Source organism: Amycolatopsis sp. PS_44_ISF1 (genome assembly GCF_032335455.1).
Taxonomy (GTDB): Bacteria; Actinomycetota; Actinomycetes; order Mycobacteriales; family Pseudonocardiaceae; genus Amycolatopsis.
Map to the genome: position 1 here is coordinate 592,572 of NZ_JANUXO010000001.1, position 22,461 is coordinate 615,032.

General features: G+C 70.1%; 23 protein-coding genes and 1 tRNA gene. 4 read left to right on the forward strand and 20 right to left on the reverse strand.

What is annotated here, in order from left to right; genetic code table 11:
• Nucleotides 1-8: 8 nt before the first annotated feature.
• From NYF13_RS02500 to rplJ, 13 genes are all read right to left on the reverse strand, one after another.
• Complete coding sequence (locus NYF13_RS02500; RefSeq protein WP_315653852.1) at nt 9-1,190, reverse strand: hypothetical protein; 1,182 nt, start codon at nt 1,188-1,190, stop codon at nt 9-11.
• Nucleotides 1,191-1,214: 24 nt separating this feature from the next.
• Complete coding sequence (locus NYF13_RS02505) at nt 1,215-1,790, reverse strand: hypothetical protein (RefSeq protein WP_315653853.1); 576 nt, start codon at nt 1,788-1,790, stop codon at nt 1,215-1,217.
• 36 nt (nt 1,791-1,826) lie between these two features.
• Nucleotides 1,827-3,089 (reverse strand): MlaD family protein, encoded by a 1,263-nt coding sequence (locus NYF13_RS02510; RefSeq protein ID WP_315653854.1) that lies wholly within the window; start codon nt 3,087-3,089, stop codon nt 1,827-1,829.
• Nucleotides 3,089-4,321: an MCE family protein gene (locus NYF13_RS02515; RefSeq protein ID WP_315653855.1), complete on the reverse strand. Its 1,233-nt coding sequence runs from the start codon at nt 4,319-4,321 to the stop codon at nt 3,089-3,091. The genes NYF13_RS02510 and NYF13_RS02515 overlap by 1 nt, the downstream gene beginning before the upstream one ends.
• 2 nt (nt 4,322-4,323) lie before the next feature.
• Nucleotides 4,324-5,502 carry an MCE family protein gene (locus tag NYF13_RS02520; protein ID WP_315653856.1) on the reverse strand — a complete coding sequence of 393 codons (1,179 nt, stop codon included), beginning with the start codon at nt 5,500-5,502 and terminating at the stop codon, nt 4,324-4,326.
• Complete coding sequence (locus NYF13_RS02525) at nt 5,499-6,485, reverse strand: MCE family protein (protein ID WP_315653857.1); 987 nt, start codon at nt 6,483-6,485, stop codon at nt 5,499-5,501. The genes NYF13_RS02520 and NYF13_RS02525 overlap by 4 nt, the downstream gene beginning before the upstream one ends.
• Entirely contained in the window at nt 6,482-7,513 is a 1,032-nt protein-coding gene (locus NYF13_RS02530; RefSeq protein ID WP_315653858.1) for an MlaD family protein, read from the reverse strand. Before NYF13_RS02530 ends, NYF13_RS02525 begins: the two co-directional genes overlap by 4 nt.
• Nucleotides 7,510-8,871, reverse strand: coding sequence for an MCE family protein (locus NYF13_RS02535; protein ID WP_315653859.1), 1,362 nt, complete (start codon nt 8,869-8,871; stop codon nt 7,510-7,512). Before NYF13_RS02535 ends, NYF13_RS02530 begins: the two co-directional genes overlap by 4 nt.
• A complete protein-coding gene (locus NYF13_RS02540; protein ID WP_315653860.1) occupies nt 8,868-9,704 on the reverse strand; it encodes an ABC transporter permease in 837 nt (278 codons plus the stop codon). Before NYF13_RS02540 ends, NYF13_RS02535 begins: the two co-directional genes overlap by 4 nt.
• A 2-nt stretch (nt 9,705-9,706) precedes the next feature.
• A complete protein-coding gene (locus NYF13_RS02545) occupies nt 9,707-10,459 on the reverse strand; it encodes an ABC transporter permease (RefSeq protein ID WP_315657157.1) in 753 nt (250 codons plus the stop codon).
• A gap of 41 nt (nt 10,460-10,500) precedes the next feature.
• Nucleotides 10,501-11,742 (reverse strand): ABC transporter ATP-binding protein, encoded by a 1,242-nt coding sequence (locus NYF13_RS02550; RefSeq protein WP_315653861.1) that lies wholly within the window; start codon nt 11,740-11,742, stop codon nt 10,501-10,503.
• Nucleotides 11,743-12,161: 419 nt separating this feature from the next.
• Nucleotides 12,162-12,548, reverse strand: a complete 387-nt coding sequence (gene rplL / locus NYF13_RS02555) for a 50S ribosomal protein L7/L12 (RefSeq protein ID WP_315653862.1) — start codon at nt 12,546-12,548, stop codon at nt 12,162-12,164.
• A 49-nt stretch (nt 12,549-12,597) separates the two neighbouring features.
• Entirely contained in the window at nt 12,598-13,152 is a 555-nt protein-coding gene (rplJ, locus tag NYF13_RS02560; protein ID WP_315653863.1) for a 50S ribosomal protein L10, read from the reverse strand.
• Nucleotides 13,153-13,480: 328 nt separating this feature from the next.
• On the opposite strand from rplJ, the gene NYF13_RS02565 reads away from it, so the two are divergent.
• On the forward strand, nt 13,481-14,533 hold the full coding sequence (locus NYF13_RS02565; protein ID WP_315653864.1) for a hypothetical protein: 1,053 nt from the start codon (nt 13,481-13,483) through the stop codon (nt 14,531-14,533).
• On the opposite strand, the gene NYF13_RS02570 is transcribed toward NYF13_RS02565, so the two are convergent.
• Nucleotides 14,534-15,244 carry an IclR family transcriptional regulator C-terminal domain-containing protein gene (locus NYF13_RS02570; RefSeq protein WP_315653865.1) on the reverse strand — a complete coding sequence of 237 codons (711 nt, stop codon included), beginning with the start codon at nt 15,242-15,244 and terminating at the stop codon, nt 14,534-14,536. It lies immediately after the preceding gene.
• Between the two features lie 76 nt (nt 15,245-15,320).
• On the opposite strand from NYF13_RS02570, the gene NYF13_RS02575 reads away from it, so the two are divergent.
• Nucleotides 15,321-16,508, forward strand: coding sequence for a CoA transferase (locus NYF13_RS02575; protein WP_315653866.1), 1,188 nt, complete (start codon nt 15,321-15,323; stop codon nt 16,506-16,508).
• Here the strand turns inward: NYF13_RS02575 and NYF13_RS02580 are convergent.
• The 6 genes from NYF13_RS02580 to NYF13_RS02605 form a co-directional block, all read right to left on the reverse strand.
• Nucleotides 16,460-17,266 carry an alpha/beta hydrolase gene (locus tag NYF13_RS02580; RefSeq protein WP_315653867.1) on the reverse strand — a complete coding sequence of 269 codons (807 nt, stop codon included), beginning with the start codon at nt 17,264-17,266 and terminating at the stop codon, nt 16,460-16,462. The genes NYF13_RS02575 and NYF13_RS02580 overlap by 49 nt on opposite strands.
• Before the next feature lie 69 nt (nt 17,267-17,335).
• Complete coding sequence (rplA, locus tag NYF13_RS02585; protein ID WP_315653869.1) at nt 17,336-18,055, reverse strand: 50S ribosomal protein L1; 720 nt, start codon at nt 18,053-18,055, stop codon at nt 17,336-17,338.
• Nucleotides 18,056-18,244: 189 nt separating this feature from the next.
• Complete coding sequence (rplK, locus tag NYF13_RS02590; RefSeq protein ID WP_315653871.1) at nt 18,245-18,679, reverse strand: 50S ribosomal protein L11; 435 nt, start codon at nt 18,677-18,679, stop codon at nt 18,245-18,247.
• A 79-nt stretch (nt 18,680-18,758) separates the two neighbouring features.
• The gene (nusG, locus tag NYF13_RS02595; protein WP_315653872.1) at nt 18,759-19,646 is read right to left on the reverse strand and encodes a transcription termination/antitermination protein NusG; all 888 of its coding nucleotides are present in this window, start codon (nt 19,644-19,646) and stop codon (nt 18,759-18,761) included.
• 79 nt (nt 19,647-19,725) lie between these two features.
• Nucleotides 19,726-20,163, reverse strand: coding sequence for a preprotein translocase subunit SecE (gene secE / locus NYF13_RS02600; RefSeq protein WP_315653873.1), 438 nt, complete (start codon nt 20,161-20,163; stop codon nt 19,726-19,728).
• A 32-nt stretch (nt 20,164-20,195) separates the two neighbouring features.
• Nucleotides 20,196-20,268, reverse strand: a tRNA-Trp gene (locus tag NYF13_RS02605).
• Between the two features lie 273 nt (nt 20,269-20,541).
• Here NYF13_RS02605 and NYF13_RS02610 point away from each other — a divergent pair.
• A complete protein-coding gene (locus NYF13_RS02610) occupies nt 20,542-21,435 on the forward strand; it encodes a TIGR03619 family F420-dependent LLM class oxidoreductase (protein ID WP_315653874.1) in 894 nt (297 codons plus the stop codon).
• Nucleotides 21,436-21,533: 98 nt separating this feature from the next.
• Complete coding sequence (locus tag NYF13_RS02615; protein WP_315653876.1) at nt 21,534-22,439, forward strand: SGNH/GDSL hydrolase family protein; 906 nt, start codon at nt 21,534-21,536, stop codon at nt 22,437-22,439.
• Nucleotides 22,440-22,461 lie beyond the last annotated feature (22 nt).

The window sequence follows — 22,461 nt, forward strand, 5'->3', positions numbered from 1 at the left end:
TCCGTTCCCTACTTCGACGGCGGAGCCGAAGAAGCCGGAGCCGGTCCCGAAGGCGCGGAGCTCGAAGGGGCCGAAGGAGCGGGCGGGGCCTTGTAGGTGTCCAGGTCCGTGATCTTCCACGTGGTGCCCTGCAACTGCGCGTCGACGTGCAGTTGCGCGCTGCCGGCCGTGGTCTGCTTGGTGTCGGAGCGGGTGGAGGACTGGTCGACGAAGACCATCACGCGGGCGCGGTCGCCGTCGAGCATGATCACCGCGCTGCGGGTGACCTTGCAGGTCACCACCATCTTCTGCTGGGGGGCCAGGCGCTTCACCTCGCCCATCAGCGAGTTGTACTTGGCCTTGACGTCGTCGTTGGCCAGCAGGTTGCCCGCGGCGTCCTCGGTCTTCTTGATGTTGTTGAAATCGTAGGAGAACAGCGCTTCGGTGGCCTGGGAGACCTGGTCCTTCACCTGCGCGGTCTTGGCCACGTCCAGCAGCGCGGTGTTGCTCGTGGCGTCCGAAGCGGTGTCGTACTGCAGCTTGAAGAACACCGCCAAGCCGGCCAGCACCAGGCCCACGATCACCAGGCCGATGGTCAGCGTCTGGCCCTTGCCGATCCGGCGGCCCCCAGAAAGCCTGGAGGCCCCGGATGCCTCGGAAGACCCGGACGCTTCGGCCTCGTCCAGGTCGACCGGCTTGGCCGCGCCCTCATCCCGGCGCTTGCGGCGGGGCCGGGCCGGGACGTCAGCGATATCGGAGTCGGGATCGGTGTCGGCCGCGGTGTCGGCCGCGACCTGCTCGCCGGTGAGCGCGTCGACCTCGGCCGCGGTGGCCGCGGTGCCCTCAGTGGGCTCGGTGTCCTCAGTGGGCGCGGTGGGCTCGGTGTCCTTAGTCGGCTTCGCCCGGCTGATGCCGCCACCCGGGGACCTGATCTCCGGCGCGGTCTCGGCCGGCGACGGCGCCGCGCTGGTCAGCGGTCCGGGCCGGGGCACCGGACGCGGCCGCGGCTTCGACGGCGAGGAGGAAGGACTCACCGAAGACGAGTCGGTCGAAGCCGAACCACCGGGCCGAGGCGCGACAGCCGGAGGCTCGGCCGGTTCGACGGGTGCTGGTGCCGAGTCCGCGCCCGGCGGCTTGCGCAGCCCGGCCACCTTCGGCCGGCGGGCCGGCGGGGTGCTGCTGCGGGGCGGCTGGCGGCGAGAGGGGGGCACTACGGAACTCCGTTCTGGGTGAAGCTACTGGCCGGCGGCGACGAGGGGGACGTTGTCGATGCCGGACAGCTTCCAGGCGTCTCCGACGCGGACCATCGAGACCTCGAGGCGGATGGCCTTCGAAGCGGTCTGGCCACCCGCGCTGTTCATCGTGGTGATCGCGGCCAGGAAGCTCGCCTTGCCCTCGTGGTTGTCGAGCTCCTCGACGGCGATGTCCTGGACGGTGGTGCTGACCTTCACCTTCTGGTCGGTCAGGGCCTTCGAGTAGTTCGGCCGCGCCGCGTCGATCTGCTTGGCCATGTCGTCGTTCGACACGTCCTTCTGGCGGGCGAAGTAGTTGTTGAGGTCGGTGTAGTCGACCTCGGTGTAGGCCTTGACCGCGGCGGTGCCCTGCTTGACCACGTCGTCGCGGGCCTGGGCCAGGTCGGCGTTGTCGCCCGTGTCCGCCGACCACCACATGATGCCGAACACGACCGCCACCACCAGCGCGGCGAGGGCGAAGGCCCCGGCGCCGAGCAGCCAGATGCGCGGCGAAGCCCCGGAAGGCCGGGCCGCCGGGGGAGTCACCGCTTCCTCGGTGCCGGCTGGGTTGGTGCTCATAACGCTCCAGAGTAGGTAACGGTCATCAAATCCACGTCAGGCGAGCCCGAGCAGCGCGCCCAGGCTGTTGAGCGAGACCCCCGGGCTCCCGGCCACGCCCGGCACCTGCGCGTCGCGCTCGTCCTGCAGCTCCTGCGCGGACCGCCCGGCGTTGGCGTTCACGTCCTGCTGCGTCGGCGCCACCGGCACCCCGTTGTACGGCGCGTTCTGCGAGCCGCGGACGTTGATCGGGCTGCCCTTCGGCTCGGCGCAGTAGGCGTTCTCGTCGGCCGGGCGCACCTTGGTGTCCGCCCCGGTGCGGTACTGGCTGAACGGCAGGTACCCCTTGGTGCAGACGGGCGGGTTGAACAGGTTCAGCACCAGCCCGAGGTGCGCCGTGCCGTCGCCCGGCGCGACGCTCGGCGCCGCGGCCGCCAGCGCCGGGTAGGTCACCAGGCCCTGCTCGATGCCGTCCAGCCGGGTCACGGTCAGGTTGGCCGTGGTCAGCAGGTTCGCCACCAGCGCGCCCAGCCCGGGCCCGGTCTCGGTGACCACCTGGGTGATCTGGTCCGCCACCTGCGGGGTGATCCCGATCAGCTTGCGCAGCTGCGGGTCGGAGGCCTTCAGCGTGCCGGTCAGCTCGTTGAGGCTCTTCGAGAAGCTCGCGAAGTTGGCCGCCTCGTCGTTCTGGGTGTCCAGCACCTGGCCGCCGGCGTCGAGCAGGGTCACCGTCTGCGGCAGGTACTGCTGCGCCGTGGTGGTGAAGCTGCGCGCGGTGTCCAGCAGGGTTTGCAGGTCGCCGCCGGTGCCGCGGAACGCGTCGTAGGACTCGTCGACGACGGTGCGCAGCGAGTCGGTCGGCACGGAGGCGGCCAGCGAGTCGAGGTCCGAGAGCAGCCGGTCGGTGCTCACCGGGGTGGTCGCCTTCGCGGCCGGGATGACCGAGCCGCCCGCCAGGAACGGGCCGCTGTCCACCTTCGGCTGCAGGTCCACGTACTGCTCGCCGACCGCGGACCGGTTGGCCACCACGACGGCGAGGTTCGCGGGCACCGGCGGGGCCGAGGGGTCGATCTTCAGCTCCGCCTCGAGCCCGGTCCGGGTCAGCCGAAGCTGGCCCACCCGCCCGATGTTGTAGCCGCGGTAGGTCACCTCGGCGTTGGTGAAGATGCCGCCCGAATCGTTGAGCTCGAGCTTCACCGTGTACCCGCTGCCGCCGAACACGGTGCCGAGCCCGGCGAACCGGATCAGCGCGTACACCAGCGCCACGACCGAGATGATCGCGAACGCCACCAACTGGAACTTCGTCCTGCGCAGCAGCATCAGCCCGCACCTCCCGAAAGCAGGCCGAAGAGGCCGGAAAGACCGCTGCGCGAAGGCGGCTCGCCGCCCTGGCCGCCCGGTGAGCTGGGCGGCTGCGCGGCCGAACCCGAGCCGGTCTGACCCGGGATCGGCAGCGGCGGCGCCTGGTTCGCGGGCGTGCCGCTGACCCCGCCGGTCAGCCCGGGCACGGGCAGCAGACCGGACAGCAGGTTCTGCCGGCTGCTGCCCAGGTTGTCGATGATGTCCTTGAGGTTCAGGTCGACCTTCGCGAAGAGGTTGAAGTAGTCGCCCTTCACGTCGTCGTAGGCCTGGTCGCTGAACGGGAAGGTCAGCAGGATCTGCAACGCCTTCGGCAGGTCGTTGCCGGCCTCGCCGAGCTTCTGCAGCGTCGGGGTGAGGGCCTTCAGGTCGGCCACGAGGTCCGCCTTGCTCTTGGTGACCGTGTCGGTCGCGACGCCGGAGAGGTTGTTCAACGCGTTGAGCATCGTCACCAGCTGGCCCCGCTGCTGCTCCAGCACGCCGAGCCCGGGGCCGAGGTTGTCGACCGCGCCGACCAGCTTGTCCTTCTGGTCCTTGAGCGTCATGGACAGCCGGTTGAGCCCGTCGAGCGCGCGGGTGATGTTCGAGGACTGCCGGTCGAGGTTGGTCACCAGCTCGTTGGCGTTGTCCAGCAGCGCCTTGATGTCCGGCTCCTTGCCGGCCGTCGCGTTGTTCAGCTCCTTGGTGATGGTGTTGAGCTGGGCCACCCCGCCACCGTTGAGCAGCAGCGAAAGCGCGCCGAGCACCTCTTCCACCTCGACGTCACGGCCGGTGCGGGCGAGCGGGATGGTGGCGTTGTCCGCCAGCCGCCCCTGCGCCTGCCCCCCGCCGGGCGAGGACAGCTCCACGTACTTCTCCCCGAGCAGGCTCGACTGCTTCACGTTGGCCAGCGCGTTGGCCGGGAGCTGCACGTCCCCGTTGACCTCGACGGTCACCTCGGCGTGCCAGTGGTCCGGGGTCAGCCCGATCGACTCGACCCGGCCCACCGGCACCTCGTTCACCTTCACCCCGGCCTGCGGCACGAGGTCGAGCACGTCCTGGAACTGCACCTTCACCTTGTACGGGTGGCTGCCGAGGTCGGCGCCGCCGGGCAGCGGCAGGTCGTAGACGCCGGTGAACCCGCAGCCGCTGAGCACCAGTGCGGACACCGCGGTGACCACCCCGGCGCCGAGGAACTTCGTCCTTCGCCCCACGATCAGCTCCCCGTCCCGTAGACCTGGCCCGCGAGCGGCAACGGCAGCGGCGGCAGCTTGCCGTTCTGCAGCGACTGGAGCACCTGGGCCGTCGAGGGCAGCGGCACCAGCCCGTCGACCAGTCCGGCGATCCCGTCGCACGCGCTGCCGAGCAGGGCCTTGGTCGCGTCGGTCTGCTTGAGCAGGTTGCAGACCAGGACCAGCGGCGGCGCGGTCAGCTCGTTGAGGTTGGGCCGGGCGTCGAGCGTGCCGGAGGACCCGTTGTAGACGTTGACCAGGTTGGACAGGCCGACCGGGGCCACGTCGAGGATCTCGGCGAGCGCGCCGCGCTGGTCGACCAGCACCTTGGTCACGCTGGCGAGCTTGTCCACATTGGACTTCAACCGGCCGCGGTTCTGCTCGATGAAGCCCTGCACCGAGGTCAGCGTGGTGCCCAGCTGCTGCACGGTGGCGGCCAGGTTGTCCTTCTCCCCGGCCAGGTACCCGCTGACGTCGGCGAGCTGGCTTTCGAACTGACGCACCTGGCCGTCGCTGGTGACCAGCGTCTGGGAGAACCGGCCGAGGTTCTGCACGGTCTGGAACAGGTCACCGGAGTTGCCGGCCAGCGTGCCCGAGGCCTGCCCGAGCTTGGTGATGGTGTCGTGCAGGGCCTGGCCGTTGCCGTCCAGGTTCTTGGCCGCGGTGTTCAGCAGGTCCGAGAGCGAGCCGTTCTTGTTGGCGCCGTTCGGGCCGAGCGTCTCGCTCACCTTGGCCAGGCTGGCGGCGAGCTGGTCGACCTCCAGCGGCACCTCGGTGCGGTCGAGCGGGATCACCGCGCCGTCGGAGATCCGCGGGCCGCCGGTGTAGGCCGGGGCCAGCTGCACGTACCGGTCGCTGACCAGCGAGGGCGCCACGATCAGCGCCTTCGCGTCGGCGGGCACCGGGATCGAGCGGTCGTACTCGAAGTCGACGCGGACCTGGTTGCCCATCGGCTGGACCTTGGTCACGGTGCCCATGTCCACGCCGAGCATCCGGACGCTGTTGCCCTCGTACAGTCCGACGGCGCCGGAGAAGTACGCGGTCAGGTGCGTGCGCCCGGCGTCCTTGAGCGTCCACCAGAGCCCGCCGGCGACGGCCAGCGCGAGCACGATCGCGATGGTGAAGCCGCGGGTCAGGGACTGGCCGAAACGGGTGTCGGTCATTTCGAGTAACACCCCTCTTTGTTGAGCGGGCCGACCGAGGGGAGCACCAGGCCGCAGATGTAGTTGTCGAACCAGTGCCCGGTGCCGATGGTGTTGGTGAACACCCGGATGAACGGGGCGAACTTGGCGATGCCCTGGGCCAGCGAGTTCTGGTTGCGCTGCAGCATCGAGGTGAGCTGGTCGAGGTTGGCCAGCACCGGGTCCAGTTGCTTGTCGTTGTCGTCGACCAGGCCCTGCAACTGCGTGGCGAGCTGGCGCGAGCCGTCGAGCAGGGCGCTGATCGCCTGCTCGCGCCGGGACACCTCGTCCAGCAGCTGGTTGCCGTCGGTGATCAGCTTGGTCACCTCGGCGTCGCGGTCGACCAGGGTCTGCGACACCTCACGGGTGTTGGACAGCAGGTTGGACAGTTGCGAGTCGCGCTTGGCGATGGTGTCCGAAAGCCGCGACAGCCCCGAGAGCGCGCCCTTCACGTCCGCCGGGGTGTCGGCGAAGGTCTGGGTAATCGCGTCGAAGCTCTGCGCGAGCTGGTCGGTGTTGATGTCGTCGACCGTCTGGGAGAGGCCGCGGAAGGCGTCGAGCACGTCGAACGGGGACATCGTGCGGTCCCGCGGGATCACCTGGTCCGGGTTCAGCGTGCCGGTGCCCTGCGGGTCCAGCGACAGGTACTTCTGGCCGAGCAGCGTCTTGATCTTGATCGCCGCCGTGGTCCGGTCGCCGAGCCAGGCGTCCTTGACCTTGAACGACACCTTGACGCTGGCGCCGTCGATCTTGATCGCGGACACCTTGCCGACCTTGACCCCGGCCACCCGCACGTCGTTGTCCGCGGCCAGCCCGGCCGCTTCGGAGAACTCGGCGCTGTAGGTGGTGCCGCCGCCGATCACCGGCAGGTCGTCGGAGTTGAGCGCGGCGATGAAGCCGAGCACGAGCACCGCGAGGCCGACCAGCGCGATCGGCACCGGATTGCGTTTCTGGAACGACTTCATCCGCTGCACCTCTCCCGGTTCGAGGGCAGGAGCGGAACGTCGATCGGCTGGTTGATCAGCGGAGGCAGGGCGATGCTCCCCTTCAACTCGCACGCGTAGAAGTTGAACCACGAGCCGTAGTCCGCGGTGCGCGTCAGCGCGCTGACCTTCTGCGGCAGGAACTGGATGAAGTGCTCGAGGTCCGGCTCGTTCTGGTCGAGCCGGCTGGTGAGCGTGCCGAGCGCGCCGATGTCGTCCTTCAACGGCGCGCGGGCGTCGCCGAGCAGGCCGGCGGTGGTCTGGGCCAGGCGGCCGAGGCCGTCGATCGCGTCGCCGATCGGCTTGCGGTCGGCGGCCAGCCCGGACACCAGCTGCTGCAGCTTGACGATCAGGTCCGACAGCTGCGGGGTGTGCGCGTTGACCGTGTCGAGCACCGAGTTGAGGTTGTCGATCACCTCGCCGATGACCTGGTCCTTGTCGGCGATCGCGGTGGTCAGCGAGGCGGTGTGCGAGAGCAGGCTCTCCACGGTGCCGCCCTCGCCCTGCAGGACCTGGATGACCTCGTAGGAGAGCTTGTTGACGTCGTCCGGGTTCAGCGCGGTGAACAGCGGCTTGAACCCGTTGAACAGCTCGGTCAGGTCCAGCGCCGGCGTGGTCCGGTCCAGCGGGATGGTGCCGCCGGCCGGGAGCGTGGCGCCGGTGGTGTTGCCGCCCTCGCCGAGCGAGACGTAGCGCTGGCCGACCAGGTTGCGGAACTTGATCTGCGCGGTGACCCCGGCCGGGAGCTGGAGCCCGGTGTCCACCTCGAAGTCCACCTGCGCCTGGCGCTTGTCCACGATCTTGACGTCCTTGACCTGCCCGACCCGGACACCGGCGATGCGGACGTCGTCGTTGGGCAGCAGCAGCGTCGCGTCGGTGAACCGCGCCGAGTACTCGTTGGTGCTGGTGGTGTTGATGTTGGCGATGCTGACGCCGAGCACCGTGGTGAACAGCACCGTGACCACCACGAAGATCGACAGCTTGATCAGCGGCGCGAGCAGGCCCCTCACTTGACCGTCACCTCCGTGCCCCGGTAGAGCGGGCCGACCAGCAGCGAGCCCCAGCCCGGGAAGTCGCTCGAGGGCATCCCGACCTGCGGCCCCACGAGCTGCGAGAGGAACTGGTCCTCACCGGTCGAGTAGGCCGGGTCGCCACCGGAGGCCCCGCTGCCGTTCAGCCCGGCCGCGTCGGCCTTGAAGTTGGCCGGGTTCAGGCCCTCGCCGACGGTCTTGGGCGCGGTGGTGTGGTTGGTGCCGTCCTTGAACGCGCCGTCCGGCGGCTCCTGCGGGAACGGGTCCGGCGCCGGGTTCAGGTCGTAGCACCGGGGCCCGCGCTTGTCTTCGAAGCGCGGCTCCTCCTCGCCCGCCTGGTACGGCCCGCGGTTGACCACCACCTCGATGGTCGCGTGCAGCCCCGGCTGACCGGTGCCCTGGCCCAGCGCCTTGTCGATCACCGGCACCATCTTCTTCATCTGCCCGATCACGCACGGGTACTCGGGTGCGTACTTGGCCAGCAGCTCGGCGGTCGGCCGCGCGGTGCTCGCCAGGCTGATGATGTTCTGCTCGTTGTTCTGCAGGAAGGTCTGCAGGTCCTGCGACGCCGTGGTCAGGCTGCCGTAGAGGCCGGCCAGGTTCTGCTGCTCGTCCACCACGGTGCGGGTGGTGGTGCTCAGGTTGTCCAGGCTCTGCACCAGGTCCGGCGCGGAGTTGCTGAGGTGGCCGGAGAACTGGGTGAGCGCCTGCAGGTCGTGCTGGAGCTGCGGCTCGTGCGGGTTCAGCTGGCCGAGGTAGTCCCCGAGCTGGGAAAGCGTGTCGCCGAGGGGCTTCCCGCGGCCCTGCAGCGCGGTCGAGATCGCGGTGAGCGTGCTGGAGAGCTTCTGCGGCTGCACGGCCTGCAGCACCGGCAGCAGGTGCTCGAACGCCTGCTCCAGGTCGATCGCGCTGGAGGTGCGGTCCTGCGGGATCACGTCACCGGTGGCCAGCGTCCGGGTGGAGGGGTCCTTCGGGATCTCCAGCGAGACGTACCGCTCGCCGAACAGCGTCTTCGGCAGGAACCGGGCCGAGACGTTCTGCGGGATCAGCCCGGCCGAGGCCGGGTCGAGCCGCAGGGTCAGCTCGGCGCCCTGGCCGGTCACCTCGATGTCGTCGACCGAGCCGACGATCAGCCCCCGCACCTTGACGTCCGACTGCTCGAGCAGCTGGTTGCCGATCGCGTCGGCCTCCAGCTTCACCGTGACGAAGCTGCTGAACGACTTGTCGTAGAGGGCGATGCTCAGCGCGATGCCCCCGACCAGCAGCGCCACGAACAGCAGGCCCAGCAGCCTGCGCCGCAGTGTGGCCGCCGGCCCGCCCGCCCCACCTGCGCTCATCCCGCAATCCTCACCGTGACGTCGGTTCCCCAGATGGCGAAACCGATGAAGAAGTTCACGATCGAAACCGTGACGATGCTCAGCCGCACCGCCTTGCCGACCGCCACGCCGACCCCGGCCGGCCCACCGGAGGCCCGGTAGCCGAAGTAGCAGTGCGAAAGGATGATCAAGACGCTGAAGATCAGCACCTTGATGAACGAGTACAACACGTCCTGTGGCGGTAGGAAGAGGTCGAAGTAGTGGTCGTAGGTCCCGGCTGACTGGTTGTAGATGTAGATAACGACCAGCCGGGACGCGAGGTACGAGCTGAGCAGGCCGATGATGTACAACGGGATGACGGCGACGAAACCGGCGATGATCCGCGTGGTCACCAGGTACGGCAGGCTCGGCACGCCCATCACTTCGAGCGCGTCGATCTCCTCGGAGATCCGCATCGCCCCGAGCTGCGCGGTGAACCCGGCGCCGACCGTCGCGCTCAGGGCGAGCCCGGCCACCAGCGGGGCGATCTCGCGGGTGTTGAAGAACGCGGTCAGGAAGCCGGTGAACGCCGAGGTGCCGATCGAGTTCAGGGCCGAGTAGCCCTGCAGGCCGACCAGCACCCCGGTGAACAGCGTCAGCCCGACCATCACGCCGACCGTGCCGCCGATCACCGCGAGCGAGCCGGAGCCGAAGCTGACCTCGGCCAGCAGCCGCAGCACTTCCTTCAGGTACCGCCGCAGCGTCCGCGGCGTCCAGAGCAGGGCCCGGCCGTAGAACGACATCTGGTCGCCGAGCGTGTCCAGGGTCTGCAGCGGGCGGTTCGCGATCCGCTTGGCCCCCGAGAGGAACGTCATGGCTAGTCCAGCTTTCCGGGCACGACCTGCAGGTAGATCAGCGTGATCACGAAGTTCACGACGAACAGCAGCAGGAAGGTGATGACGACGGACTGGTTCACGGCGTCGCCGACGCCCTTCGGCCCGCCGCTCGGGTGCAGGCCCCGGTAGGCGGCCACGACCGCGGCGATGAAGCCGAAGATCAGCGCCTTGAGCTCGCCGACCCAGAGGTCGGGCAGCTGGGCCAGCGCGGAGAAGCTCGCCAGGTAGGCGCCCGGTGTGCCGCCCTGCAGGACCACGTTGAAGAAGTAGCCGCCGAGCACCCCGATGACGCTGACCATGCCGTTGAGCAGCAGCGCGATCAGCATCATGGCCAGCGCGCGGGGCACGATCAGGCGCTGGACCGCGGAGACGCCCAGCACCTCCATCGCGTCGATCTCCTCGCGGATGGTGCGGGCGCCGATGTCGGCGCAGACCGCGCTTCCGCCCGCACCGGCCACCAGCAGCGCCGTGACCAGCGGGCTGGCCTGCTGCACGGTGGCGAGCACCGAGCCGGCGCCGGTGTAGGACTGCGCGCCGAGCTGGCGCGCGAGCGAGCCGAACTGCAGCGAGATGACCGCGCCGAACGGGATCGCGACCAGCGCCGTCGGCAGGATCGTCACGCTCGCGATGAACCACGACTGCTGGATGAACTCCCGAAGCTGGAACGGGCGCTGGAACAGGCCGCGGACGATGTCCAGGCCGAGGGCGAACAGGTTCCCGGTTTCCCGGAGCATGCCGTAGCCGGGGACCTTCTTCGCCGGTGTCGCGTTGGAGCTCACGCGCCACCTGGCCCGTTCCGGGGTGGGTCGAAGTAGCCGGCGCCGGGTCTCGGGGCGTCACCCGCCGATCCGCTCCAGCCGCCCGGGATCCGGGCCACCTGCTCAGCCGGCAGCTCGCCCTGGTGCTGGCTGGGCACGGGCCCGGTGTGCCGCGGGAGCTGCTGGGTGTCCGCGAGGCCGTGCCGGCCGGGAGCCGCCGCGGGCGCGCGGTGCCCGGAGCGGGCGTTCTTCGGCTGGATGTCGTAGTGCCGCTGCTCCTCCGGGGAGAGGGAGTTGACGATCCCGTCCTGGGCGGCGGCCGGCAGGGTGTGCAGGATCCGCATCACGCGGTCCATCCGGTGGCGGGCGCCCGCGCGCTCCGGCAGTCCGGGGCTGGGCTGCATCTGCGGGACCACGCCGCGGACGTCCTCGTCCGGCGAGCCGTCGGAGTGCCCGGCCGCGGCCTCGGCCTCCTCGCGCTCGATCGTGGCGGAGTCCTTCTCCTCGGACATGCCGATGGGACCGCGCTTGCGGCCGTTGAGGAACTGCTCGACCACGGGCTCGTCGCTGGTCAGCAGCACCTCGCGCGGGCCGAACATCACCAGTTCCTTGCGGAACAGCATGCCCAGGTTGTCCGGCACGGTGCGGGCCAGGTTGATGTTGTGGGTGACGATCAGGATCGTCGCGTCGATCTGGGTGTTCAGGTCGATCAGCAGTTGCGAGATGTAGGCGGTGCGCACCGGGTCGAGCCCGGAGTCCGGCTCGTCGACGAGGATGATCTGCGGGTCGAGCACCAGCGCCCGGGCGAGGCCGGCGCGCTTGCGCATACCGCCGGAGATCTCGCCGGGCAGCTTCTTGTCCGCGCCGGCCAGACCGGTCATCTCCAGCTTCTCGGAGACGATGCGGCGGATCTCGGTCTCGGACTTCTTGGTGTGCTCGCGCAGCGGGAAGGCGACGTTGTCGTAGAGGTTCATGGAGCCGAACAGCGCACCGTCCTGGAACAGCACGCCGAACAGCTTCCGGATCTCGTACAGCTTGTGCTCGGAGCACGTGACGATGTCGACCCCGTTGATCACGCACCGCCCGCGATCGGGCTTGAGCAGGCCGATCATCGACTTGAGGAACACGGACTTGCCGGTTCCGGACGGGCCCAGCATCGCGGACACCTCGCCGGGCGGCAGGGTCAGCGTCACATCCCGCCAGATGGCCTGCCTGCCGAAGGACTTCGTGAGACCTTCGATGACCACCTCGGCACCCATCGCACCTCCAGGAGCTGTTCCGCGTCGTCGCGCACCGCCGTCCCGCGCCACCGGCGGGCCACGGAGCCCGCGCCGCGATCTCCACGTCAACCAGGTGCAACGAGCTGAATGCGCATAGGTTACTCACCAGTTCGTTTCGCTGGCCAGACCTGGGCGCACCGCACCCGGCCGAGTCAGGCCCGGGGGCGACCTGGCAGCACGGTAGTGCAAGTCACCCCCACCCGCAGAGCCGACCGGGGCAACGATCAGGACTCATTCGGAGCAACCGGAGCGGATCGGCTCACCACCGGAGGCGAGAGGGCCCGCGGAGGCCCGGCCCGGTGCCGTCACGCGTCGCGGGGAAGACGGAAGGGGCGGGCATCCGCAGTGGATGCCCGCCCCTTCACGAGGTGGTGCGATAGGCGCTGACGCGCCCGAGATCACTTGATGGAGATCTTGGCGCCCGCGGCCTCGAGCTTCTCCTTGGCAGCCTCGGCGGCCTCCTTGTCGACCTTCTCCAGCAGCGCCTTCGGGGCGGCCTCGACCAGCTCCTTGGCCTCCTTCAGGCCCAGGCCCGAGACGACCTCGCGGACGACCTTGATGACCTGGATCTTCTTGTCGCCGGCGCCCTCGAGGACGACGTCGAACTCGTCCTGCTCCTCGGCGGCGGCCGGGGCAGCGGCACCCGGGGCGGCGGCCACGACGGCGGCCGGGGCGGCGGCGGTGACGTCGAAGGTGTCCTCGAACTCCTTCACGAAGTCGGACAGCTCAAGAAGGGTGAGCTCCTTGAAGGCGTCGATCAGCTCGGCGGTGCTCAGCTTCGCCATGATGGCTTCCTCTCAGAAAAACGAACGGGAACGTTCGGGGTGGGGGTGTTCAGCTCTCGGCGGGTGCTTCGGCTGCTTCGGTACCGGTGGCGTTGCGCTGCTTCTCCTCCAGCGCGGCAGCCAGGCGGGCGACCTGGGACGCCGGCGCCTGGAACAGCGCAGCGGCCTGGGAGAGCTTCGCCTTGAACGCGCCCGCTGCCTTGGAGAGCAGGACCTCACGGCTGTCGAGATCGGCGATCTTGGTGATCTCGTCCACGGACAGCGGCTTGCCGTCCATGTAGCCGCCCTTGATGACGAGCGCGTTGTTTTCCTTCGCGAAGTCGCGAAGGGCCTTCGCGGCGTTGACCGGCTCACCCTCGATGAAGGCGATTGCGGTCGCGCCCACGAACAGGTCTTCGAGCCCCTCGACGCCGGCGTCCTTGGCGGCCCGTTCGACGAGGGTGTTCTTCGCGACCCGGTACTTGGCACTGGTGCCGAGAGCGCGGCGCAGCTGGGACAGCTGGGACACGGAGAGGCCGGTGTACTGGGTAACGACGGTGGCCGAGCTGCTGCGGAAGCTCTCCGCGATCTCGGCGACGGCCGCCACCTTGTCGGGCTTCGCCATGGTCGCCTCCTCTCTTGGCTAGTGTTTCCACTGGCACGAGAGCCCCGTCAAACGACGGAACGCCCCGGCGCAGACAGGCGCGGGGCGTTGGAAATGGCACACGACCTACGGTCGCGGGCGAGCCTCGTTCCTCCTGCGCGGGCCGCCCACTCGCAATGGTGTGGGACCTTCGTTCTTCACGCCATGGGGCGCTCGGAAAACCAGCGGTCTTCGGTAGAACCTCTGCAAGCATACGACACGCTTTCCGGCCGTCTCCCGCAGCCCCCTCCTGACCAGCGACAAGCCGCCCGCACTCGGGAATCCGCCCCGGAGCGGGCATCATGGTGACGTGGCGGAGCAGCGTGATCACAACGAGCGGGCCGACGGCCCCACCCCGGCCGAGGGTCCGCAGGCGGCGACCGGCGCGTCCTTCGACGCGGTCACCCCGCCGCAGGGCCTGTCGCGACCTCCGGCGCGGTCCCAGCCCCCCGCCCTGCCGCAACCACCGGCCGAGTCGCCGACCCCCGCGCTGCCGCAGTCCCCATCCGCCGCGCTGCCGCAACCACCGGCCGAGCCGCCGGCCCTGGATGCCGAGCAGCTACGCCAGTTCCAGCAATTCCAGCAGTTCCAGGACTACCTGCGCTTCACCCAGTCCCAGCCGGGCCACCAGCCCGCCCCGCCGTCCGACACCGGGCTGGTGCCCGCCGCGGCCCACCACCCGGCGACGCACCCGGCCGGCCTCCCGCCCGCACCCCCCGCCCCCCCGGGAACCCTGGCCCCGTACGAAGAACCCCGCCCTCCCCGCCGCGGCGCCCCCCGGTGGCTCAAGCGCCTCGCCGGCAAGATCCTGGGCTGGCTCATCGCGATCCTGCTCCTCGCCCTCGCCGCCACCTGGGCCTACCACCACTTCTTCCCCAGCGACGAGGGCAAGTCCTCGGCCCAGATCGCCGCCGAAGGAGGCGGGACCTACCACACCAACCAGATCCTCACAACGGCCTCACCGTATGAGTCGGTGCGGCGGGTCTACGACGGGATCGCCCAGCACGGGCCCGGTCCGCGGAGCATGGTCGAGCACGTCTGCGGGCTCTTCGACCAGAACGGCCAGCAGCAGTTCGCCGCCGACCTCGGCTACCCCGATTGCGCCGAGGCCGTCTCCGGCATCCACGACAAGATGGACAAGAGCCCCGGTTCCGTCGACGCCTACGCCGAATCGATCGACAAGCACTCGGGCTGGCCGCCGGGCGAGACCGTGCGGATCGACTCCTGCGACTTCACCATCACCGGCGGCCCGGCGCTGGGCGACTTCACCGTGAAGCAGGTCGAGAAGGGCCAGTGGCTGATCGTCGGCCATTCGAGCGGCCCCCAGACCTGCCCAGCCACGCCCACGACCACCACCGGCTGATCAATCGCGGTTCCTGAGCAACCCCACCAGCTCCGAAAGCCGCCCCTGCACCACTTCCGACGGGGCCGCCAGCGCCAGCGCCGCCACCACCCGGCCCGCTTCCACGACGGGCACCGCGACCGCGGCCATCGTCTCCATCACGTGGCCCGAATCCAGGAGGGCGTAACCCTGCGCGCGCACCGTGGACAGCGCGGTCAGCAGTTGCACGCCCGCGCGCGTGTCCGGCCCGCACTCGTGGGCCACCGCTGCGCGCCGCGCGGGTTCCGGGAGGGAAGCGAGCAAGATCCGTCCGGCCGCGGTCCGGGGCAGCGCCGATCGCAGCGACCGCGAAAGCGCGTAGTCGAAGGGCTCGTCCGTGCCGGCCCAATCGACGTACACCGCGCTGTCGCCCACCTGCACCGCGAGCAGAGCGGCGCAGTCCGATGCCTGAGCCAGCCCGGTCAGTGACGCGGGCGAGACCGACCGCGCCGGCACCCGGCCCGAGCGTACGGTCAGCACGTGCGGCGCCGGGCCCAGCACGAAGTGACGGTCCTCCTCGTCGAGGTAGCCCACCGCGGCCAGGCCGTTCACCAGCTTCTGCACGGACGAGACCGGCGCGTCCAGCCTGGCCGCGAGCTGCGTCAGCGTCAGGCCGGAAGCACTGCTCGCCACCGATTCCAGGATCGCCGCCACGCGATCGACCGTGCGGTGGTGCTGCCGCGAACTACCCATATAGATAACACCGTATCACATTGCGTAATTTACTTAGGTTGCCTAAATTAAGGGTCAGGACAACCAAGGAGGAACAGTGGACCGAGGCGCCCTGCACGGCATCCGGGTGATCGACCTTTCGTCCGTGGTCATGGGCCCCTACGCCACCCAGATCCTGGGCGACCTCGGGGCCGACGTGGTCAAGGTCGAGTCGCCGGCCGGGGACAGCACCCGGCGGACGCACCCCCAGCGGCACGAGGGCATGGGCGCCCTCGCGCTCAACGTCAACCGCAACAAGCGCAGCGTCCAGCTCGACCTCAAGTCCCCCGAAGGGCACGAGGCGTTCCTGCGGCTGGTGAAGTCCGCGGACGTGCTCGTCACCAATATGCGGCCCGGCGCGCTGCAGCGGCTCGGCCTCGACTACGAGCGGCTGGCCGCCGAGAACCCGCGGCTGGTCTACTGCAACGCCCAGGGCTTCCGCACCGACTCCGACCGCGCCGGGCTGGCCGCCTACGACGAGATCGTGCAGGCCTCCTCCGGGATGGCCGACCTGATGCGCCGCGCCACCGGCAAACCCACCTATGCGCCGACCATCCTGGCCGACAAGCTGTGCGCGCTCACCATCGTCTACTCCGTGCTCGCCGCGGTGGTGCACCAGCGCACCACCGGCCGCGGCCAGCGGGTCGAGGTGCCGATGGCCGACACGATGCTGGCGTTCAACCTGGTCGAGCACCTCGCGGGCCACACCTTCGAGCCCGCCGTGGGCCCGATGGGCTTCAACCGCTCGATGACCGAGGGCCACCAGGCGGTCAAGACGGCCGATGGCTGGGCGTGCATCCTGCCCTACACCGAGAAGAACATCCGTGACTTCTTCCTCGCCGCCGGCCGCGAGGACCTGGCCGAGGACCCGCGCTTCGGCGACCCCGCCAGCCGCGCGAAGCACTACGGCGAGCTGTACGAGGAGATCGGCGGCGTCTCGGTCGGGAAGACCACCGCGCAGTGGCAGGAGATCTGCGCCGGGTTGTCCATCCCGTTCGCACCGGTGCTGGAGCTCGAGGACGTCGAGACCGATCCGTACTACACCGGCAGCGGGCTCGTTTCGCTGGTCGAGCACCCCACCGAGGGCACCTACCGCCAGGTCGGGCCGCCGATGATCCTGTCGGCCACCCCCGCCTCGGTCCGGCGCCACACGCCCGCTCAGGGTGAGCACACCGCCGAGGTGCTGGCCGAGCTCGGTTACCAGGGCGAGGAGATCGTCAGCCTGGTCTCGCCGGTGTCGGAGTAGGCGAAGAAGCCGGCCAGCGCGGCCACGAAGGCCGGGTCGGCCACCGCCGTCATGTGGTCGCCCGGCACCCGCACCAGCCGGGCGCCCGCGATGGCCGCCGCGAGCCGCTCGGGCTCGGTCGCGAGCCGGTCGGACTCCCCCGCCAGCACCAGGGTGGGCACGGTGACCGCGCTCAGGTCGATCCGCGGGCTCCGCATCGAGCGCAGCACCGCGGCCAGTGCTTCGACGTCACCACCGGTCCGCCGGACCAGGCGCCGGAACGGCAGGACGGCGGCGGGCACGTCCGCGCGGTCTTCGACCAGCAGGCCGTCCGCGACCTGCTCGGGGGACACCACCCGGACGTCGACCCCGCCGAAGTCCACCACCCCGGAGCCGACCCCGCCGGTGGCCAGGCAGCGGACGCGCGGGTCGTTCGCCGCCACGGACAACGCCACGATCGCGCCCAGCGAATAGCCGGCCAGGGACACCTCGTCGTAGCCCAGTTCGTCCAGCAGCGCGGAGACGTCACGCGCCATGGTTTCCTCGCCGTAGCGGGACTCCTCGTGCGGCTTCTCGGAACCGCCGTGACCCCGCGCATCGAGGGCGACCACGGTGAAACCCGAGTCCAGCAGGGCTTCGACCACGCCGGGCCCGACCCAGTTGGCCTGGGAATCGGCGGCGAACCCGTGCTGGAGCAGAACCGGGCGGCGATGCCGGCCGTCGCCTTCCCACACCGTGTAGCTCAGCTGGAGCCCGTCGAACGACGTGAAGGTCGGCATGGCTCCATCAGACACGAAAAGAGGGCGGCCACGCACGATGCGTGGCCGCCCTCATTCGTGATGTCCGACTCAGACCGCCGCTTCCTCGGAGAGGAGGTTGCGGGTGCGCGCCGGGTCGACCGGGATGCCCGGGCCCATCGTGGTGGTGAAGGTGATCTTCTTGACGTAGCGGCCCTTGGCCGAGGACGGCTTGGCGCGCAGGATCTCGTCCAGCGCGGCCGCGTAGTTCTCCACCAGCTTCTCGGTGTCGAACGAAGCCTTGCCGATCACCAGGTGCAGGTTGGCCTGCTTGTCGACGCGGAAGTTGATCTTACCGCCCTTGATGTCCGAGACGGCCTTCGCGACCGCGGGGGTCACGGTGCCGGTCTTCGGGTTCGGCATCAGGCCGCGCGGGCCGAGGATGCGGGCGATGCGGCCCACCTTGGCCATCTGGTCCGGCGTCGCGATCGCGGCGTCGAAGTCGAGCCAGCCACCCTGGATGCGCTCGATCAGTTCGTCGGTGCCGACCGCGTCCGCGCCGGCGGCTTCGGCCTCGGCGGCCTTGTCGCCCACGGCGAAGACGATGACACGAGCGGTCTTACCGGTGCCGTGCGGCAGGTTCACGGTGCCGCGGACCATCTGGTCAGCCTTGCGGGGGTCAACACCGAGACGCATCGCGACCTCGACGGTCGCGTCCATCTTGGACTTGGAGGTCTCCTTCGCCAGCTTCGCGGCCTCGATCGGCGCGTACAGGCGCGCCTTGTCGATCTGCTCGGCCGCCTGGCGGTAGGCCTTGCTGTGCTTGGTCATGCTTCTGTCCCTTACTTCGCAAATCGGATCAGTCGTGGTTGGAGCCAGCACTTGGCTCTCCCACAGGAAAGCTGCGAGATCGCGCCGGTTTCTGGACCGAGCGATTTCGACCGGCCCCTGGCCGGGCGAAATCGGGAGGGAAGAAATCGGCTTGAGGCGATCTCGCCGCCTCGACGGAGTCGAGGCAGATCAATCAGTGATCGTGATGCCCATGGAGCGGGCGGTGCCGGCGATGATCTTCGCCGCCTGGTCGATGTCCTGGGCGTTGAGGTCGGTCTCCTTGGTCTTGGCGATCTGGCGAACCTGATCCCAGGTGACCTTGGCGACCTTCGTCTTGTGGGGCTCGGCCGAGCCCTTGTCGACGCCCGCGGCCTTCAGCAGCAGCTTGGCGGCCGGCGGCGTCTTCAGCTTGAAGTCGAACGACCGGTCCTCGTACACGGAGATCTCGACCGGGACGACGTCCCCGCGCTGCGACTCGGTCGCCGCGTTGTACTGCTTGCAGAACTCCATGATGTTGACGCCGTGCTGACCCAGCGCGGGGCCGACCGGCGGCGCGGGGTTGGCCGCACCGGCCTTGATCTGCAGCTTGATGATCGCCGCAAGCTTCTTCTTCTTGGGTGGCATTACCTTGTGTCCTTCTAACTGACTTGAGTCCCCCGCACACCTGCCAGTACGCGGGGACTGCCGGCCGTATTCCCGGCCGTCAGATCTTGGAGACCTGGGTGAACGAGAGCTCGACCGGGGTCTCCCGGCCGAAGATCGACACCAGGACCTTCAGCTTCTGCCCGTCGACGTTGACCTCGGAGATCGTCGCGGGCAGCGTCGCGAACGGGCCGTCCATGACGGTGACCGATTCGCCGACCTCGAAGTCGACCTCCACGGTGCCGCCGCCGAGCGGGGCGGCCGCCGCCGAGGAGTCGCCCTTGCCGGACTTGGCCGGGGCTTCCTTCTCGACCTGCGGGGCGAGGAACTTCAGGACCTCGTCCACGGTGAGCGGGGACGGGCGCGAGGTGGCACCGACGAACCCGGTCACCCCCGGCGTGTTGCGCACCGCGCTCCACGAGGCGTCGTTCAGGTCCATCCGGACCAGGATGTAGCCGGGCAGCACCTTGCGCTGCACCTGCTTGCGCTGGCCGTTCTTGATCTCGGTGACCTCTTCGGTCGGCACCTCGATCTGGAAGATGAAGTCCTCGACGTCCAGCGTCGTGGTCCGGGTTTCGAGGTTGGTCTTCACCTTGTTCTCGTACCCGGCGTAGGAGTGCACCACGTACCACTCGCCCGGCGCGGCCATCAGCTCGGCGCGCAGCGCGGCGACGGGGTCGTCGGCCTCGGCGGCCGGCTCGGCCACCTCGGCGTCGGCCGCATCGCCACTGTCGGCAGTGGCGTCGGCTTCGGTCCCCGCGGCGTCGGTCTCGGTGGCCTCGTCCGTCGAGTCGTCGGCAGCCGGGTCTTCGTCGGCGGTTCCGCCGACCTCGGGCACCTCGACGGGCTCGAGGTGGGCGGACTCCTCGTCGCCGAGGGCCGCGTGCACCTGCTCGTCGGAAAGCTCGGTCAGGTCGCGACCGGCTCCTGTGCCGTTGTCGGAGGTCACGTTCCGTCCTCTCAGTTGATCACTTGCCGGGTCCGGGCAGGCCGGCCCGCGCGGCGCACGGTGGCGCGCACTTTCGGCGTCAGCCGAAGACCAGCCCGATGACCTGCTTGAAGCCCAGGTCGAGGCCGCTCACCAGGGCCACCATGAACACCACGAACACCAGCACCACCGCGGTGTAGGTGACCATCTGCTTGCGGTTGGGCCAGATGACCTTGCGCAGCTCCGCCCAGACCTCGCGGATGAAGCGCACGATCCGGGCGAAGACCGAAGGCTTCTTGGCCTTCTGGTCCCGCTTCGGGGTCGGCGTGCCCTTGGTGTCGGCGGACTTCGCGACCTTGTCGCCCGCCTTGCCGGCCGGCCGGTTCTTGCCCTCCGGCCGCGCCTCGGACTTGCCGGACGGGCGGGCGGACGCGCGGCGCTCGCGCCGAGCCGCGGCGCTCACCGGGCGGGATTCGACCCCGGGCCCCTGGCCCGACTCGTCCTGCTCGTGCTCGCCGCTGGCGTCGCTGTCGCTCACGACCACTCCTCCGCTCCACCAGTACCCGTACGCAGGGGTGACAGGACTTGAACCTGCAACCTGCGGTTTTGGAGACCGCTGCTCTGCCAATTGAGCTACACCCCTGTGGAGCCCGGTCGCCCGGGCTCCGGAGGACGCATTCCATCATCCCCACCATCCAGCGGGGATGACCGTAGTGCGTTCCGAGTTCAGAAGTCTACGGCAAGCCGTAGGGAGTCTCGCAACCGCGCCCCTCCAGAGCCCCGCGCACCGCTCCCGGCCGGGCCCGGCAGCTCCGGCGCGGCCGTGTCAGGATGACTCCCGACACCGCTTCGCGATTAATCGCCGAGGCGGGATCTCCCTTCCCCCGCAAGAAAAGCCACCTGCAAGGAGGCCCCGGTGACCGCGTTACGGCTCGGACTCGCCCTGCCGCAGTACGGCAAGCTCGCCGACCCCGCCGCCATCGCCGGGTTCGCGGCCGCGGCCGAGCGGATCGGCTACCGTTCGCTCTGGGTCGGCGACCGCGTGCTCACCCCGGTCGACCCGTCGGACCGCTACCCGGGCGGTACGGCCGAGCGGCCCTACCCGCCCGAGTTCGTCCGCTTCGTGGACCCGGTGGTCGCGCTGACGGCCGCCGCGAGCGCCACGCGCGCGGCCCGGCTCGGCACGAGCACGCTGGTGGCGCCGGTCTACTCCCCCGTGCTGCTGGCCCGCTCGCTCACCTCGCTCGACGCCCTGTCCGGTGGCCGCCTCGACGTCGGCCTGGGCCTCGGCTGGCTGCGCGACGAGTACACCGCGACCAGCACCCCGTGGTCCGGCCGCGGGGCGCGCCTGGACGAGCTGGTCGACGTCCTGCGCACGCTCTGGACCGCCGATCCGGCCGGCCACGACAGCGCGCGCTGGTCGATCCCGGACGCGCGCATCGGCCTGCGCCCCGTCCAACGGCCCCACCCGCCGCTCCTGCTGGGCGGGATGTCGGAGCGCGCGCTGCGCCGGATCGGCCGGACGGCCGACGGCTGGCTCCCGACCCTGATGCCTCCGAAACTGCTCCACGCGAAGTGGTCGACGATCTCGGCGGGCGCCACCGAAGCCGGCCGCGACCCGGGCTCGCTGCGCCGCGTCCTGCGCACCAACCCCACCGCCGGCACGCCGATGGCCGAGGTGGCGCGCCGGCTGGGGGAGGTCGCGGACGAGGGGTACGTCGAGTCGTTCGTGGACCTGCATTACGTCGCCGAGAGCGTCTCGCACGCGCAGGAGCTGGCCGAGGAGTTGTACGCCGCCGTCGAGCGTTGAGCGGCCCCGATCCGCGCCCCGCGTTCGGCGCGCCGGTGCCGGAGACGTCACCCGGATACCCGTCGTAACCGGGGCGCGGATCCAGTACAAACGAACAGGTGGCGGGGAAGAAGAACGGCGGGTGCGGGTTGCTGGTGCTGGTGGTCGTCGCCGGACTGCTCGGCTACGGCTACTACAAGTCCAAACAGGACGCTTCGACCGCGCCGCCTTCTGGCTCCGACACCGGCGGCGGCACCGGCCGGTACGTGGCGCTCGGTGACTCCTACACCTCGGCGCCGAAGACCGGGGAGCTGGCGGGCCGCCCGGCCGGCTGCGCGCGCTCGGACAACAACTACCCGCACGTCGTGGCCGCGAAGATCAAGCCGGCCGAGTTCGTGGACGTCAGCTGCGGCGGCGCGACGACCGCGAACCTGGCGGCCTCGCAGAGCACCAGGAACGGCACGAACCCGCCGCAGCTCGACGCCGTCACCTCGGCCACCACGCTGGTCACCCTCGGCATCGGCGGCAACGACGTCGGGTTCATCGCCCTCGCGCCGGACTGCGTCACCGCGCACGAGAACGCCCAGCCCTGCCGCGACAAGCTCACCGCCGGCGGCGACGACCAGCTCGCCGACCGGATCGCCGACACCGCGGACAAGGTCGGCGCGGTGCTCGACCGGATCCACGAGAAGGCCCCGAAGGCGCGGGTCGTGGTGGTCGGCTACCCCACCGTGCTCCCGGACGGCAACGGCTGCTGGCCCGCGGTCCCGCTGGGCTCCGGCGACGTCGTGTACCTGCGCGGCGAGCTGGGCCGGCTGAACGACATGCTCAAGGACCAGGCCAAGGCGCACAAGGCCGGTTACGCCGACACCGCCGCCCCCAGCAAGGGCCACGACGTCTGCACCAGCTCGGGCACCCGCTGGGTCGAAGGCCTCATCCCGGCCTCGCCGGCCGCCCCGCTCCACCCCAACGCGCGGGGCGAAGCGGGCATGGCCGGCGTCGTCGAATCGCTGGTCGGCTCCTGAGGCCGGCACCGGCTTCGGCCGG